Source organism: Clostridium sp. UBA4548 (genome assembly GCF_002387895.1).
Classification (GTDB): Bacteria; Bacillota; Clostridia; order Clostridiales; family Clostridiaceae; genus Clostridium_J.
In genome coordinates this window covers 1-15,747 of sequence record NZ_DGLI01000023.1, presented here as the reverse complement: position 1 = coordinate 15,747, position 15,747 = coordinate 1, and the positions used below count along the sequence as shown (strand labels likewise).

Genomic DNA, 15,747 nt, shown 5'->3' with positions numbered 1-15,747 from the left:
ATATTAGTATTTCCAAATATCAAATTGTTATGCAAGGGCTATTTTAGAATATTTTATTCTTTTTAGCTAATATATATTATGGTTAAAATTCTAAACTTATTGATTGCTTTATTTAGTTTGACCCTGCTCCTACAAAATATAAAATATCAATTGTATTGTATATTTATATTTCTTTATCTTAACACTAAATATTTGAAACTAATTTAACACTCCAAACTTAGCTTAAAGTAATTTGCAGAAATTGATTTCTTTTATTAAACTAAGGCTGCTTATTAAAGAAGAGTTGGTTAATGCAGCTGGCACATTAATAGAGTACTCAAATTCAAAATTTTTATTCTCATTTTTTTCCATAACCATTGATACATCCAATATATCAATAGATTCTTTTTCGAAAAACTTACATAATTCCTTATTTCCCACAATTCCATTTGAAAATTCTATGTGAAGCTTAACACTTTTTTTCTTGTAGATTAGTTTCCCTTCAAGTTTTTTAAATATTATTAATGTAAAAAATATGATAAGTGCTGAAGCCATAGATAAAAAATAAAAACCAAGGCCTACAGCAAGACCTATGCATGCTACACTCCAAATTGTTGCAGCTGTGGTTAGTCCTTTAACAGAACCCTTAAGGTGGATAATAGTTCCTGCGCCTAAAAAACCTACTCCAGTAATAACTTGAGCTCCCAATCTGCCATAATCTATTTTAAAGATTTCTCTTAAATAGGGATCTATTGAAACTTGGCTGATTACCAATTGCCCAATAGATATCTGTATCATAGATACTACTGCAGCTCCAACACAAACTAATACATGTGTCCTTAGTCCTGCTGGTCTTTGTTTATATTCCCTTTCATATCCAATGAGACCTCCAATTAGTACTGATACCAATAATCTAACTATAATTTCTCCATAACTCATAAAACTCACCCTATAAAATAATAAATAATAATTAGTGTATCTCTCAAACTAGAAAACTCAAATCAACTATGTCCATAGTGATTTTTAATAATAGTAGTTATTAAATATCCTTTTAATCTTTGAATTTCTATGTTCGGCATATTAGCTAATTTATTATATAATAACAATATATGTTTTTTCTCCTTTTAAGGTATAAAATTAATTACTCAAATTTTTACAATAATCTTAGTATTTAATTCTTATAAATTGTAAAAATAACTTTGAGGTGATTTTATGTTTGTACCAAAGCGTGTGATTTTTGAACAAGATGCCTTAAAATATGAAAAAGGTAAAGAATTGTTAAAACTATTTCAAAGTAAAAAAATAGATATTAAATATTCTTCCAATGGAAGAATAACAGGAATTCCTGGAAAAACTCATCAGGATATGTACGGAGAAGGTAAAAACACTCTAGTAATAGGTATTAGAAAAACTCTAAAATTTGAATCTTGTAAACCATCAGCTCACTTTCAACTTCCTTTGGTTAGCGGTTGTATGGGCATGTGTGAATATTGTTATCTAAATACTCAAATGGGTAAGAAACCCTATACTAAAATTCATGTTAATATAGATGAAATACTATCAAAAGCCAAAGAGTATATAATAGAAAGAAGTCCTGAAATTACTATTTTTGAAGGGGCTGCCACTTCTGATCCAATCCCTATAGAACCTTATAGCGGAGCCTTAAGGAGTGCCATTGAGTTCTTTGGGAAAGAAGAAAATGGACTTTTTAGATTCGTAACTAAATTTACAGAGGTGGATACTTTACTAGATTTAAATCATAATGGAAGAACAACTATAAGATTTAGCATTAATACAGATAAAGCTATAAGTTCCTATGAGCATAAAACTCCTAGCTTTAAAGAAAGATTAGCCGCAGCTGTTAAAGTCAAAAATAGTGGCTACCCCTTGGGTTTTATCATTGCTCCAGTGTTTCTATATGATGGTTGGGAACGAGATTACCTAAATGTATTGAGTGCAATTCATACCTCTATTGGCAATGAAGTTATGTTTGAAGTAATATCACATAGATTTACAAAAAGAGCTAAAGAAAATATTATAAGTATTTTTCCTAAAACTAGTCTTCCAATGGAAGAAGAGTTAAGAAAATTTAAATTTGGACAATTTGGATATGGAAAATATATATATAAAGACGAAGAATTAAGTTATTATAAGAATTTTTTCAAGGAAAACATTTCAGCTTTATTCGGTGAAAATTCTATTAACTACATAATTTAAGTAGCTAGTTTCAAGAGTAATTTACAACTTTCCATAAGCTTGCTTCTTCATCCCCTTGAAAATAATTCAACAAAATAAAAAAGGTATTCTATTAAAATCCTAATAGAATGCCTTTTAGCTCTAAGGTTTATACCCTAAATATTTATATTTCTTTAACACTATATATTACTTAGCCAATACCATTTATAAATTAGTAATCAATATAAGTTCCTAACAGTTTATTAATATCAAGCGGTAATTTCTGTAGCTTTTAAACTAGCTTTTGCTTTAGATGAAGCTAGAATTGCACCTAAAACAATAGAAAGTAATGCTGCTGTTAAAACCCTATACTCACTGGGTAATAAAAATGTAACTGTATGAGCTGGTATCCAAAATACAGGTATTGTCTTACATACTACAAAATTAATATAACCGTACCAATCAATTTCCTGAACTACATCAGTTAGTCTTACATTTAAAATACTCTTAAATTTCCCTTTGCCTAAATCAATATAAGTGTCTGTAATTCTATGGAAGGCCATAAAAGTAGGTGCAAATATTAAATTCATAAAAGCACTGGTGAAAAATGCTAATAGGATTTTACTGCCTACGGTTCCTTCTTTGCCTAGAGGTAAAAGCCCTTGTTTCATTACTGCCTCTATTCCACCTGCAAATAATGCAAATACTAGAGCAAAAGCCATGCCAATAAGTCCCCAAATAGTAAAGCGATACCCCATACCTATAGGTTTTTCATAGTCACCCTTAACAATTCTCAAAGCTAGCAGTTCTCCCATAGTAGCTAAAATTCCAACTTTAAAAAATCCTGTAATATATGGATGGATTTTTGTTGCCGTTAAAAACAACTTATGAGTATATGGATTAGTTAAAATAAAAATAATTAGTAATAGTCCCATGCCCCAAATTAAATCATTTTTTTTGAATTTTCTTTTCAAGAATAATTCCCCCTTTACATATCAGATTATACCAGAATCTATATAAAATTCCACTAATTCTGATAATTTTATATTTCCTCTTAATTTTAATGTGGTTCATTATTTTCTTCCTCTTCCGTATCAACTAATAAGTGCTTAGTACAATATAAATATTTACTCCATATTTTTATACTTCACTCCTTTAAAAAAATAAAACTCTGCAACATTTAGTGCAGAGCTCTGTAAATATTAGACATCATTATTTTTTATTGATTGTCTTTTTGCATTCTTATTTTTTTGATGGTTTTCTTCTGTTATTGGAGTTTGATAATTGCATTTTTCCATGCGTGCTTTTTTATTGTCTGGTTGACTATCTTTTGTCATGTTCTACTCCTCCTTTACCATTTTCCATCATATTTTATTGGATTAGCTTTTTCATGTCCCGCTTTTGCTTTTCCCTGAATTTCTGGCACGGGATGAAATTGATTTTTATCAAAATGTTGTTTCTTATTGCTTTCTGTACCATGAGGTTGCTCTGGGTCTGGTCTTCTCATTCCTGCTTTTGCCATGATTATGACCTCCTTAAATTTATTACATTTATAGTTTCTACAGAACCCTCACATTTGATACTAAGTAAAAGTTATATAACATGATGTAAATTGGAGTTAGAGTAAATTTTTGAGTAATTTATAATTATCATATTTCCTTATATAATTATTTTAGTCAAACTTAAATCCTTTAAGCTTATCACTAAATAAGTCACCAAGAGTTACTTCATTACTTTCATTATATTTTTCAAAGTCTTTATTTCCTTCTATAGCATCTTTTATGCTCAAGGAAATCCTTTTACTCTCCTTGTTTATTTCTAATATTTTCACCTTTGCTTTATCACCTAAGTGTAACTTATCTTCAGGCTTAAGTATATTTTCTTCTGATATTTCATTTAAATGTACAAGTCCCTCAATTCCAGGTATTAACTCAACAAAAGCCCCAAAATTAACTAATTTCTTAACAGTACCTTCAATGATATTTCCTACCTTAAGACTTTCATTTACGCTATTCCAAGGATCCTCTACGGTAGCTTTTAATGATAATCCTAGTTTTTTATTCTCTTTATCTAAAGATAAGATATAAACTTCTACTTCTTCACCAATAGAAACTATCTCTTCTGGTTTTAAAACTCTTCTCCAAGATAAATCTTTTAAATGTATTAATCCCTGAAGTCCGCCTAAGTCCACAAAGGCACCAAAACTCATTAATCTTACCACTTTTCCTCTTCTTATTTCTCCTACCTTCAAAGAATTCCAAAGTTTTTCTTCCTTAACTCTTCTGTTTTCTTCTTCAATAATTCTTCTAGATACTACAACCTTCTTTTTTTCCTTATCCAATTCAATTATCTTAACCTCTAAATTTTGTCCAATAAAATCATTTAAATTTTTTACGAAATTAAGAGATAATTGAGATGCAGGAATAAAAGTTCTAACACCTTTAAAATAACTTATTACTCCACCTTTAACCACTTCACTAACTTTTACATTCAATATAGATGAGGTTTTATATATTTCTTGTAGTTCATCCCAAATCACAATACTATCTGCAATTTTTTTTGAAAGTAGTACATGTCCTTCACCATCATTATTCTTTAATACATATACATCTATATCTTCACCTATTATAAATTCTTCATGTATCTTAACATCATTATCAATAGCTATTTCGTTTTTTGGAATTAATCCATCATACATATAATTTATATTAACTATTATTCCATCATCATGCTTAGATATTATCTTGCCTCTTAGTATATCACCAGTTTTTACTGGCTTAAATGATTTATCAATATCATCTATAAAATCATTCATTGACAATTCTTTATTTTCACTGATCATAATAACACTCCTAACATTTTGCATAATTTTACTATATAAATATTATATAGTAAGTATTAGATATTTTCTATAATATATTCCTACAAACCATAATTTAAGCCATTTATAAGAATTTAAATAATTTTTGTGTTGAAGTAAAATGAATCAAATAAAAATGATTTTTTGACGTTCTTTTGACGTCAAATGCTCTGGAAAGTCCAGAGCATTTTTATTATGTAATAAATTGTTGTCATAAACAAGACAAACCAGCTCCCTTATATAGATATTACCTTATATTACTTTTCTTTAACTTCATAACTAGCTACTTTATAAGTAATTGCTTCTAATTCTCTTATAATACCATATCTATATCTTTTCTTTATATTGAAAAGGTTTTCATGTTTATAAAATATTTTCCCATAAATATAGAATAATTTTCACTATACATATATAATTGTGTAAGTAGTGCAATGACACAATTTCTTTTTTAACAATAATTTCTTAAGCAATCGTTGTATACATATTAATTAAACTTTTATAGTCTAGTCTACAGTTCAAAATTTGTTTTAAATGGGGGATTTTATTATGTATTCATATAAAAGTAATCTACAACTACTACTTGAGAGAGAACGAACAACTAAAATTATATGTTCAGAATTGAATAACTTTGTTAATTTAGAAGATACATTAAAATTAATTATTAAAAGTATTGTTACTTTAACAAATTGTAAAAATGTTGGTATAAGGCTAAATGATAATGGCCAATACCCTTTTTTTGTTTACGAAGGGTTTTCTGACGAGTTTATCCAATCTGAAAATGATTTATTTAAAAAAGATGATACAGGTAACAAAGTATATTGTAAAAATAAAAATGGTTACATTTTAGAATGTGTTTGTGGAAATGTTCTTGAAGGAAATTTTGATGCTAATTGCGACTTTTTTACACCTAAAGGAAGTTTTTGGACTAGTAATTCTTTACTTGTAGCTAAAAATTCTAAATTAAAAGAACTTGCACCTAACCGTAGAGGCACCTGTTCAAAGCATAATTTTAAATCTATAGCTATCATTCCAATTAAAGCTAAAGGTAACATAGTCGGTCTTATACATTTAAGTGATTTGAAAGAAGGTATGTTGTCAATTGATTTAATTGAATATATAGAAACCATAGGGGAGCATGTAGGTTTAGCCATTCAAAATAATTTGTTGTATTTGCAATTGCAACAACAGCTATATGAACAGAAAAAGTTGGCAGAAAAACTGGAACATTCAAATGCTTGTAAAACAGATTTCTTTTCATCACTATCTCATGAGCTTAGAACCCCATTAAATATTATGTTAGGGGCAATTCAATTGATAAAACTAAACTATAATTTTCATGATTCAGCTGAAAATAGTGATAAAATCAGCGGTTATTTTACTACTATTCAACAAAATTGTTATAGATTATTAAGATTAATAGGTAATATAATTGATATTTCAAAATCTGAATCTAATTTTATCGAATCTACTTTTGAAAGACATAATATAGTAAGTATTGTTGAGGATATAACACTTTCGGTGGTACCTTATGCAGAATATAAAAATTTAAATATTATATTTGACACAGATATAGAAGAGAAATATGTATATTGTGATCCTGATAAAATTGAAAGAATTATTTTAAATCTTATTTCTAATTCACTTAAATTTACTCAGCCAAATGGAACTATATGTGTGACAATTAGTGAAAGTTCATCAGAAAAAATTTTGATTAAAGTAAAAGATACAGGTATTGGAATACCCGAGGAAATGCTTAGTAAAGTTTTTGAAAGATACAAACAACTCGGAAGTAAAAATCATCAAAGCCAAGGCAGTGGTATTGGGCTATCACTCGTAAAGTCGATAGTAACTAATCATAATGGCTCCATATGGGTAGAAAGTGAAGTTGGCAAAGGCTCAGAGTTTTTATAGAACTTCCTTGTGATGATAGCATTAATTATACTTCACCTAAAAGGCCAAATGCTAATAGTCTAACTCAAGATTATGTTGAAAAACTAAAAGTTGAGTTTTCTGACATTTACTCATTCTAACTTATAATTGCACTACAATACAACCTTAGATTTAGTTCAACACGTACTTTAAATAAACAACATATCAAACTTGTAATTAAACTAGATATACAACGACTTTAGCAGACAAGTTGCTATGCTTATCCTTACTTACCGCATACATTATTTGTGTGCGGTAACACACAGTTTTAAAAGTATTTACCATATAAACACCCATAATATTAACTTAATTAATTATTTCAATCTCTTTTTATTTTTGTAGTCTGTTCGTATATACACTTAATCTCTAGTTCATTACATTTTAGCTATATAATTTTGTTCATATTAAATAAAAAAGGTAGCCCCTAGTTTCCTAGAGACTACCTGTGAATTAATCAGTTAGCTGGTGACACGTTAGTATAATAAACATATCCTGCTGATGTTTGATACCAATTTCCAGAAATTCCTGTTATAGTTATCTGATCTCCTTTATTCCAATACCCAAGAATTAAGCTGTCATCATTAGAATCTTTTGCATAGTATGGAACTCTATCAGAGTTTACAATAAAATTACACTTATACACTGGCATAACATCAGTATAATAAACAAAACCAGCTGATGTGTGGTACCAGTTGCCATACTTAGCATCAATGGTAATTTGATCACCTTTATTCCAGTGTCCAAGAATTAAGCTGTCATCATTAGAATCTTTAGCATAATAGTTCACATTATCATTTGCAACAATAAAGTTTACACTATATGTCATTTCAGATACTCCTGAGTAGTAAATCCAACCTATTGGCGTATTATACCAATTTCCAACCTTTTCATAGCATCCTAAAACTTCACCTTTACTCAAGTATCCCTTAATTAAACTATCATTATTTGTAGCCTGCGAATAATATGCAACTTTGTCTGAGGTTACATAAAGCCTATATTTTATGCTTAAGGATGAAACTATTCTTCTTCCTTGTATATAATCAGATCTTCTAGAAAGTGTTGATATTCTTACAACCATATTTTCATCTGGGGCTTCAATGAATTGATCACTTCCTATATAAATGCCTACATGTCCTGCATGTGCATTATAACCAAAGAATACTAAATCACCTGGTTGAAGTTCACTTTTAGCTACATATGTCCCCACACTCATTTGTTCATTAGCTGTTCTAGGTAAATAAATACCAAACTGATTATAAACGTACTTAGTAAGTCCTGAACAGTCAAAAGTAGATGGTCCATTTCCACCCCATTGATATGGCACACCTAAATACTTTTTAGCTTCATTTACTATATCTTGTCCACTTACTGTAGCCGCTTCAGCCTTAACTGGATTAAATGAAACTAGTAAGCACATAGCAAATAGTAGACAGATTTTTGTCATAATTGACTTAAAGTTGCTTTTCTTCATATTCTCTCCCCCTTTTTGTTTTATTTATACATATCTTACATTTAAATACCATAAATAGCAACAAATTAACAAGATATTGTTGTATTAATTATTAGTAAATTAATTTACAATAACTTAATAAACACTTTGTGATGTTAATTCGCCTAAGATACTACATTAATTATTTAAAATAAGTTATCTTCATATTGATGTGCTTTTACTACCGAATATCTACTAGCTACTCATAGATTATTTTACTCTGAAAAAAAGCAAGATGCTCAGGCTTTGATGGATAAGGCTTTATTAGAACTTAAGAATCAACTTAAAAACCATGTTGCCCCCTTTTAACCGGCATAACATTTAAAATTATATAGAAGCTAATAGTATAATAGCTTTTGAGACTGTTTTAAATCTCTTCTTAGCCATAAATAGTAAGGAGTTATCAAAGATAATTATGCTTGTAATTCAAAAAAAAGTATCTACTTTTACTAAAGGTGAAATTAATACTAATACCATAACTGATTATATTAGAAAATTGAATCAATATTCAAAGCTGCTAAAGATGAATATAATTTAACTTCTTCTATTCCTACTGAAAAATTAAATAAAAGTAAAACGAAAGTTAATAAAAGAGCTTTAAATAAAGTGGTACTTTCCAATCTATTAGAAGGTTTTAAGGATAGTAAGTACTATTTGTTAATTTTAGTAGCATCAACCTACGGATTAAGACTTGGAGAAATACTTGTACTTACTTGGGGTAGTGTAGACTTCAAGTCTCAAACTTTAACTATAAATAAACAATGTAAACAAGTTGGTCTTAATAAATATGATTTTGGTACTCTTAAAAGCTAAAACTCAAATAGAACCGTTCCAATTCCACAAATTACATTGAAGGAATTAAAAAAAAGCAAAAAATATTATTAATATAGATAATAGAATTTTCAAGTTCAAAAATATTACTTCAGTTGGTAATTGCTTACGTAGATTTTTCAAAAATGCAGGCTAGGATATAACTGTACATGAATTAAGACATACATATGCTAGGAGGTTAATTAGTAGTGGTATAGATTTACAAACTGCAGCTAAGCTTCTTTGTCATACTGTAGAGCAAACTATGAAAACTTATTCTCATGTAAATGATGATATGATGGTCAGTGCTACCAGCATTAAAGAAAATATTCTCTAGATAATCTCAAGTATTTTTAATAGTTTAAATATTTTTGACGAATTAATAATAAACCTTGATAAATCAAGGTTTATAGGAAATTATTAATATATAAATATTATATATATTTTTTCTAACTTTATTAAATATTATGAACCTTAAATTTATGCAATTATCTATTTAAAAGTAAAGACCTCTAGGTTAGCCCTAAAGGTCTCAAATATTATTTAGCCACAACTAGTACAAGTTGAACAGCCACCTTCTGCTTTTTTCTCTGGCTCTATAGAGAAGCCACCTCTACCATTTTCTTCTCCTGAAAGAATTTCAAGAGTTCCGAATTGCTCTGTAACTTTCTTATCAACTAAAAAAGTTAGCCCATCAATTACTTCTGTATTATCTTCTGCTTTTTGTTCATCCAGAACAAGATTAAATGCTGGACCGCCTCAGCCCATACCTGCGAAATGTAATCTTATAACATCTGCAGTTACTTCATTATCAACTAAAAACTGTTTAAATAGTTTAGCTGCATTTTCACTCATTTTAACAACTGACATAATTAGTACCTCTCTTTACTGTTAATTTGTATTATCTTTACAACACTCATTAGTATGTGAATAAAAACAATCTTTATTATCTTTTCTAAAGTTAAATAAAGGAATAATACAATAATATAATATCACACCCTATGGGAGTGTCAATAGATAGTTAATGATCTATTAAAAATTATAATATATACATTAGAATAACTAAAACTTACCTTCCATACCCTTCCACAATATCCATCAAAGCTTTCATTCCCTTATTAGTAAGATTGAAATCCCTAATTTCTTTACTTAGCATTTCTATGGTTCCATGCCCTTTACAATATGAGTTTACCTTCATAGCTGCTGTAGAATTAATAAAATCCTTAATATCAGGATATATTTCAATAAAATCTCTTCTAATTGTTTCTACCTTTTGTAAAAAGAACTTTTGATGATAGTTTTCTGCTAAATAGAATCTACTAATAGGTCTTATTTCAGTATTAACTGCTCTCCCTAATTCTATTTCAAACTCTTTTTTACTGTCTTCAGCTATTGTTCTTTCCTCATAATTTCTATAAAATATTATTGATTTATATTGGGTTTTACCACTTTTACTTTCAGCAGTATGGCTATACCAAAATGTTCTAATTATTTCCTCATAGGTTATTCTTTTTTCATCATAGTCAAATTCAAAGGTTTCTGTATAATCCTTAATATTCCTATAAGTAGGGTTATCTTCTATACCTCCACAGTAACCAACTCTAGTTCTATATATCCCATCCACAATGCCAAACTTGGCCTCAGGTGTCCAAAATCATCCTACTGCTAAAGTAGCTGTTTTTAAATTTTCAGGTATTTTTTTATCAATTTCAGGCTTGTTACTCACTACTATTCCTCCTTTTAACATAGCTAACTAAAAGCTCCAACTATAATTCATATTAAAACAACTTTAGCGTCTCTAACTTTAGATAATAGCTTAAAACTTATATGTTTTATCTATAAACAAGTTACTATATATTATAAACTAATTACTAAAATACTTACTACTTTTAAAAATTTTAATTGCACCTTGAACTAAACTATTAATTGTAAGTATAAATTATTAATACACTAAGTGAAACACAGCTTCTATAATAATATTTTGTCTAAATGCTATTCTCATTAAGTAGATTTAGTGCATAATGACTATTTAAATACCTATTTTCTGCTTATTAACTCCAATATCATAAGGCTTAACTTTAAAATTATAATAAGTAAGCTACTAACTAAATATAAAGTATCCCCAAGTAAGGGAGAGCTTTATAATAATTAGTAGCCTATTATTTAACATTATAAATTACTGCTAATACCTAAACTTTTAAAGAACTCAAAATTATCTAATATGCTTTTATTACAAGGATTAAATTTATATGCTAGTTCATTGTGCTCAAAAGATTTTTCTATCTGGTTAACCTTGTAATAACATACGCAAAGCTGAAGATGAGGTAACCACGTCCAATATTCATCATATATAAATCCATAATCGCTTTTTGGCTTTTCAAGATGGGTTATAATTTTATACCAGCTAATAGCCTGTAAATACCTTTCTTCCTCTTGGTAGCTTAAGGCTATTCTATAAAGAACCTCCGCTCTTGGAGTATCAAATTCAAAGGTTTTGTAACAAACTTCTCTTAATTTACCAAATAACTTTCTATATAAATAAATATCTGCAATACATATTAAGGCTTGAATTTTTTCTTCGTACCATCCGTCCATATTAATAACTTTATTTAGTACATCAACAGCATCATCATATAAATTATTGTAATAGAGTTCTTTTCCATAATAATAGGTGTCTCTAGAATTTAGTATATATCCTTTCCTTATTTTGTTCCGAAAGATATTTATATTTCTGTCGCTACTACTATGAGTTCTCATATGGGATACACTTATATCACTTTCAAATATCTTTCCTTCAACAGCAATATACTCATGTATAAATCCGATCCATCTAAAACCTTTTTCTCTTTTCACAATTCTATTTCTTCTAAAAGTTAACGTTGGTTTTCCAACTTCATTAAAGGCATAATTATATATCATGGAAACTGCATCGTAAGAAAAATCCAAGTTTTCTTTTAATAGTTTAAGTTTCATTCTATCTTCCTCTTTCAAAATATCATCTGCATCTAACCAGAAAATATAATCAGAGGTTGCCTTACTAAAAGAGTAGTTTCTTGCGGCTGAAAAATCATCTATCCATTTGAAATTATAGATCTTATCAGTGAATTCTTTTGCTATATTTATAGTTCCATCTATAGATCCAGTATCTACTATAATTATTTCATCTACAATGTCGCAAACTGACTGGAGACAGTTTTTTAAGACCTTTTCTTCATTTTTAACAATTAGACATAAGCTAAGCGTGATCATATGCTAACACTTCCTATTTTTTAATTGCTCTCTAAAAAATTCTCTATTATAAAGTATTGATGGATCTTTCGGTAGATATTTTGCTGCCAATTCATTATGCGAATACGCACTTTCAATATCTCCAAGTTGATAATAGCACATTACTAGTTGCTGATGTGGTAGATAGTTTATCCAATTAGTCTGCTGTAAATTTGTGTTACTTATAGATGTATACCTATCCAAAAGCATGTTATACCAAAATATAGCTTCACTTATTTTTTTATTACATTGAAAATAATACCCTAGTTTATAAAGAGTATCTTCTTTTGGTATTTCATATAAAAACATTCTAAAACAACAATCTAAAGCCTTCTCATAATTATTTTTATTTTCATAGCATTCACTTAACATCCTTAGTCCATTTGCCCTCTCAAAGTTGTTTTCATAATCTTGCCTTAAAAAATCCTCCAACACCCTTATAGCCTCATCATAATACCTTCCTAAATATAGTTCTGCACCGTAAAAATAAACTTCTCTTGGATTTAAAAAATACTTATCCTTTAGTTTTTTTTGAAAGTTTTCTAAATTACGCTTATTTTCATGATGATTCTTCCTATGGGTGATATGAATATCTACAAATTCTTGATTCCCCCACAAGTTAAGCCTTTCATGCATGAAACAATCCCAGTAGAAACCTTTAAAATTTTTTATCAGCCTCTCCCTTATGGTTGATAAAATACATGCTCCTTCCTGATTAAATGCAATATCATAAATCATGCTTACATAATCAGTATTTTCATCTAATTTGTTTTTCAATTCTTTAAGCTTATTCCTATCTATTTCTAGGAAAACATCATCTGCATCTAACCATAAAATGTATTCTTTAGTTGCCAAACTAAAAGAATAGTTTCTTGCTGCTGAAAAATCATTAATCCATTCAAAATCATATATCTTATCTGTATATTTTCTAACTACTTCTTTTGTTTTATCAGTTGATCCAGTATCAACTATTATTATTTCCTCTACAAGGTCACACACTGAATTTAAACAGTTATTTATATTCATTTCCTCATCTTTTACAATCATACAAAGACTTATAGTAATCATCTTAATCTCCTTGCAAATTCATGTTTCAATAACTAAGAACTAGAAACATTTTAAATATAATAATGGATAAAACTATATCAAACCTCATGTTTTTTAAGTTAACTTTTCAAATTATAACCTAAGGAATTAAATAATTTTCTATTCTGAATTACATAGGGGTTATTTGGACTGAATCTAGCAGCTAACTCATTGTGTTTATTAGAACTCTCAATATCACCTATTTCATAGTAGCAACAGCATAATTGTTGATGGGGCAGATAATCTATCCAACCATCATCAACAACCATTAAGTTTCCATCGGTAGATGATTTTAAGCTTAACGTTGTTTTAAACCAAAAGATAGCTTCATTGTATCTTTTTAAATGCTGAAAGTAAGATGCAAGCTTATAACATATCTCAGCTCTAGGAATTTCATATTTAAAACTTTTAATACAACTGTCAATAGCTTTATTATATTCACCTTTAACACTATAACAATCTGCTAATCTAGTTAAGGCATTAACCTTATCATAATTATCATCATAATCTCTTGTAAGAAAATCCTCTAAAACTCTTATTGCATCATCATAATACCCACCAGCATATAACTCTCCGCCATAGTAGTAAGTTTCACGAGGATTTAAATAGTAATTTTCTAACATTTTCTTTCTGAAATTTTCAATGTTTCTTTCATTATTATCATGTTTTCTTGTATGCGTGATATGAATATTATAGTCTTTCCAATTCCCCCAAACATTCAATCTCTCATGCATAAAACAATCCCAATAAAACCCTTTAAAATTCTTAACTAACCTATTTCTTCTAAAGGAATAGGTACATTTACCAGTATCATCAAAGGAATAATCATACATCATCCCCACAAAGTCCACAGATTTATCTAAACTATCTTTTAATTCTAAAAGTTTTAACCTGTCTTCCTCTAATAAAATATCATCTGAATCTAGCCATAAAATATATTCTTTAGTTGCCAAACTAAAGGAGTAATTCCTTGCAGCTGAAAAATCATTTATCCACTGAAAATTATAAACTTTATCTGAATACTTTTTCACTATTTCAATAGTGCTATCTGTAGAACCTGTATCCACAATGATTAACTCATCAACAATATCACAAACTGATTTTAGACAGTTATCAATGCATTTTTCTTCATTTTTAGTTATCATACACAAGCTGATTGAAATCATACAATATCACCTCATAGTGCAATTAAGGATACCCATTCAAGGGTATCCTATATAAATTATTATTTAGATATTAAATTAATTTGTAACTACTTTATTACCTTTTATTTTAACATATATTTTTACTTGGCTAATTTATTCTGTTTGTAGGTCTAAAAAAGTTTATAAAGCAATATGGTGCAAAAACTGTACCACAATTACCTTGACCACTATTAGTAAAGGTTGCTATTCCATCTACTGCAGAAATCACTTGAGAACCATTTCTATCAAAATTATAAAATTTTATAGTTAATGGTGTATTAGTTGCGTCAGCATATTGTAATCTTACTCTAATTTCATCTAAATATTCACAACCTTGTGGTGGTGGTGAAAACGGAACATTTATTCTGATTCCACCTCTAGGCGAATCCTCATTTATAGTTACTATATTCCTTGGGAAAATAATTTCAGTTATATTACATATAGGTATTGCCCTACAGGTATTTGGCACCAATTCAGTGCAATCTGTAATTAAAATTCCCCTATCAATAATGTCTGTACCTCTCAAAGTTACATTTGCTATTCTATTATTACCACTACCACCCCTAACAAATATATCTACTCTGAGAGAAGTTCCCATTGGGGCAGTTGCAAGATAATCTATAACTCCTTGTAAGAAATCTTCTGTTCTTCTGCAACAATAATCGCAACAACTTTGTCCTACTGATCCTGATGGCCCTGTTGGTCCTGTTGGTCCTGTTGGCCCTGTACAGCACGGTCCTGTTGGCCCTGTTGGTCCGATACAGCATGGTCCGGTTGGTCCGGTTGCTCCTGTTTGTCCTGTCATTCCTCTTTCACCTCTTGGTCCGGTTGGCCCTGTTGGCCCAGTGCAGCATGGTCCTGTTGGCCCGGTTGCTCCGGTCTGTCCTGCTATTCCTCTTTCACCTCTTGGTCCGGTTGGCCCTGTTGGTCCGGTACAACATGGTCCTGTTGGTCCGGTTGCTCCTGTT

The 15,747-nt window shown here is 29.2% G+C and carries 13 protein-coding genes and 2 pseudogenes; 4 read left to right on the top strand and 11 right to left on the bottom strand.

Annotation, left to right across the window (positions count from 1 at the left end; translation table 11 throughout):
- Nucleotides 1-222: 222 nt before the first annotated feature.
- Nucleotides 223-918: an MgtC/SapB family protein gene (locus B3040_RS08225; RefSeq protein WP_291572081.1), complete on the bottom strand. Its 696-nt coding sequence runs from the start codon at nt 916-918 to the stop codon at nt 223-225.
- Between the two features lie 273 nt (nt 919-1,191).
- Between B3040_RS08225 and splB the strand changes: the two genes are divergently transcribed.
- Nucleotides 1,192-2,196, top strand: coding sequence for a spore photoproduct lyase (splB, locus tag B3040_RS08220; RefSeq protein ID WP_291572079.1), 1,005 nt, complete (start codon nt 1,192-1,194; stop codon nt 2,194-2,196).
- Between the two features lie 227 nt (nt 2,197-2,423).
- On the opposite strand, the gene B3040_RS08215 is transcribed toward splB, so the two are convergent.
- The 4 genes from B3040_RS08215 to rpsA all read right to left on the bottom strand — a co-directional run bounded on the left by B3040_RS08215 (nt 2,424) and on the right by rpsA (nt 4,996).
- Nucleotides 2,424-3,128 (bottom strand): hypothetical protein, encoded by a 705-nt coding sequence (locus B3040_RS08215; protein ID WP_291572077.1) that lies wholly within the window; start codon nt 3,126-3,128, stop codon nt 2,424-2,426.
- Nucleotides 3,129-3,356: 228 nt separating this feature from the next.
- A complete protein-coding gene (locus B3040_RS08210; protein ID WP_017416172.1) occupies nt 3,357-3,491 on the bottom strand; it encodes a hypothetical protein in 135 nt (44 codons plus the stop codon).
- Between the two features lie 14 nt (nt 3,492-3,505).
- Complete coding sequence (locus B3040_RS08205; protein WP_017416173.1) at nt 3,506-3,676, bottom strand: hypothetical protein; 171 nt, start codon at nt 3,674-3,676, stop codon at nt 3,506-3,508.
- 150 nt (nt 3,677-3,826) lie between these two features.
- Entirely contained in the window at nt 3,827-4,996 is a 1,170-nt protein-coding gene (rpsA, locus tag B3040_RS08200; protein WP_291572074.1) for a 30S ribosomal protein S1, read from the bottom strand.
- A 564-nt stretch (nt 4,997-5,560) separates the two neighbouring features.
- Between rpsA and B3040_RS08195 the strand changes: the two genes are divergently transcribed.
- Complete coding sequence (locus B3040_RS08195) at nt 5,561-6,925, top strand: GAF domain-containing sensor histidine kinase (protein ID WP_291572072.1); 1,365 nt, start codon at nt 5,561-5,563, stop codon at nt 6,923-6,925.
- A 472-nt stretch (nt 6,926-7,397) separates the two neighbouring features.
- Here the strand turns inward: B3040_RS08195 and B3040_RS08190 are convergent, their stop codons facing one another.
- Nucleotides 7,398-8,414 (bottom strand): C40 family peptidase, encoded by a 1,017-nt coding sequence (locus B3040_RS08190; RefSeq protein WP_291572070.1) that lies wholly within the window; start codon nt 8,412-8,414, stop codon nt 7,398-7,400.
- 624 nt (nt 8,415-9,038) lie between these two features.
- On the opposite strand from B3040_RS08190, the gene B3040_RS08185 reads away from it, so the two are divergent.
- Both B3040_RS08185 and B3040_RS19530 read left to right on the top strand, forming a co-directional pair.
- Nucleotides 9,039-9,245 (top strand): hypothetical protein, encoded by a 207-nt coding sequence (locus B3040_RS08185; protein ID WP_291572068.1) that lies wholly within the window; start codon nt 9,039-9,041, stop codon nt 9,243-9,245.
- 157 nt (nt 9,246-9,402) lie between these two features.
- Nucleotides 9,403-9,579 carry a tyrosine-type recombinase/integrase gene (locus B3040_RS19530; RefSeq protein ID WP_414632530.1) on the top strand — a complete coding sequence of 59 codons (177 nt, stop codon included), beginning with the start codon at nt 9,403-9,405 and terminating at the stop codon, nt 9,577-9,579.
- 732 nt (nt 9,580-10,311) lie between these two features.
- On the opposite strand, the pseudogene B3040_RS08180 reads toward B3040_RS19530, so the two are convergent.
- The 5 genes and pseudogenes from B3040_RS08180 to B3040_RS08160 all read right to left on the bottom strand — a co-directional run.
- A pseudogene (locus B3040_RS08180) lies at nt 10,312-10,884 on the bottom strand (peptide-methionine (S)-S-oxide reductase); the annotation flags it as partial.
- Between the two features lie 527 nt (nt 10,885-11,411).
- Nucleotides 11,412-12,491, bottom strand: a complete 1,080-nt coding sequence (locus B3040_RS08175) for a tetratricopeptide repeat-containing glycosyltransferase family 2 protein (protein ID WP_291572066.1) — start codon at nt 12,489-12,491, stop codon at nt 11,412-11,414.
- A gap of 3 nt (nt 12,492-12,494) precedes the next feature.
- Nucleotides 12,495-13,577: a glycosyltransferase gene (locus B3040_RS08170; RefSeq protein ID WP_291572064.1), complete on the bottom strand. Its 1,083-nt coding sequence runs from the start codon at nt 13,575-13,577 to the stop codon at nt 12,495-12,497.
- Nucleotides 13,578-13,675: 98 nt separating this feature from the next.
- Nucleotides 13,676-14,740, bottom strand: coding sequence for a glycosyltransferase (locus B3040_RS08165; RefSeq protein WP_291572061.1), 1,065 nt, complete (start codon nt 14,738-14,740; stop codon nt 13,676-13,678).
- Between the two features lie 148 nt (nt 14,741-14,888).
- Nucleotides 14,889-15,747: pseudogene (locus tag B3040_RS08160) on the bottom strand (hypothetical protein); the annotation flags it as partial.

Coding starts and splice junctions, on each gene's coding strand:
- B3040_RS08205 (WP_017416173.1), bottom strand. CDS start 3,676: ATGGCAAAAGCAGGAATGAGAAGACCAGACCCAGAGCAACCTCATGGT.
- B3040_RS08190 (WP_291572070.1), bottom strand. CDS start 8,414: ATGAAGAAAAGCAACTTTAAGTCAATTATGACAAAAATCTGTCTACTA.
- B3040_RS08170 (WP_291572064.1), bottom strand. CDS start 13,577: ATGATTACTATAAGTCTTTGTATGATTGTAAAAGATGAGGAAATGAAT.
- B3040_RS08225 (WP_291572081.1), bottom strand. CDS start 918: ATGAGTTATGGAGAAATTATAGTTAGATTATTGGTATCAGTACTAATT.
- rpsA (WP_291572074.1), bottom strand. CDS start 4,996: ATGATCAGTGAAAATAAAGAATTGTCAATGAATGATTTTATAGATGAT.
- B3040_RS08195 (WP_291572072.1), top strand. CDS start 5,561: ATGTATTCATATAAAAGTAATCTACAACTACTACTTGAGAGAGAACGA.
- B3040_RS08165 (WP_291572061.1), bottom strand. CDS start 14,740: ATGATAACTAAAAATGAAGAAAAATGCATTGATAACTGTCTAAAATCA.
- splB (WP_291572079.1), top strand. CDS start 1,192: ATGTTTGTACCAAAGCGTGTGATTTTTGAACAAGATGCCTTAAAATAT.
- B3040_RS08210 (WP_017416172.1), bottom strand. CDS start 3,491: ATGACAAAAGATAGTCAACCAGACAATAAAAAAGCACGCATGGAAAAA.
- B3040_RS08175 (WP_291572066.1), bottom strand. CDS start 12,491: ATGATCACGCTTAGCTTATGTCTAATTGTTAAAAATGAAGAAAAGGTC.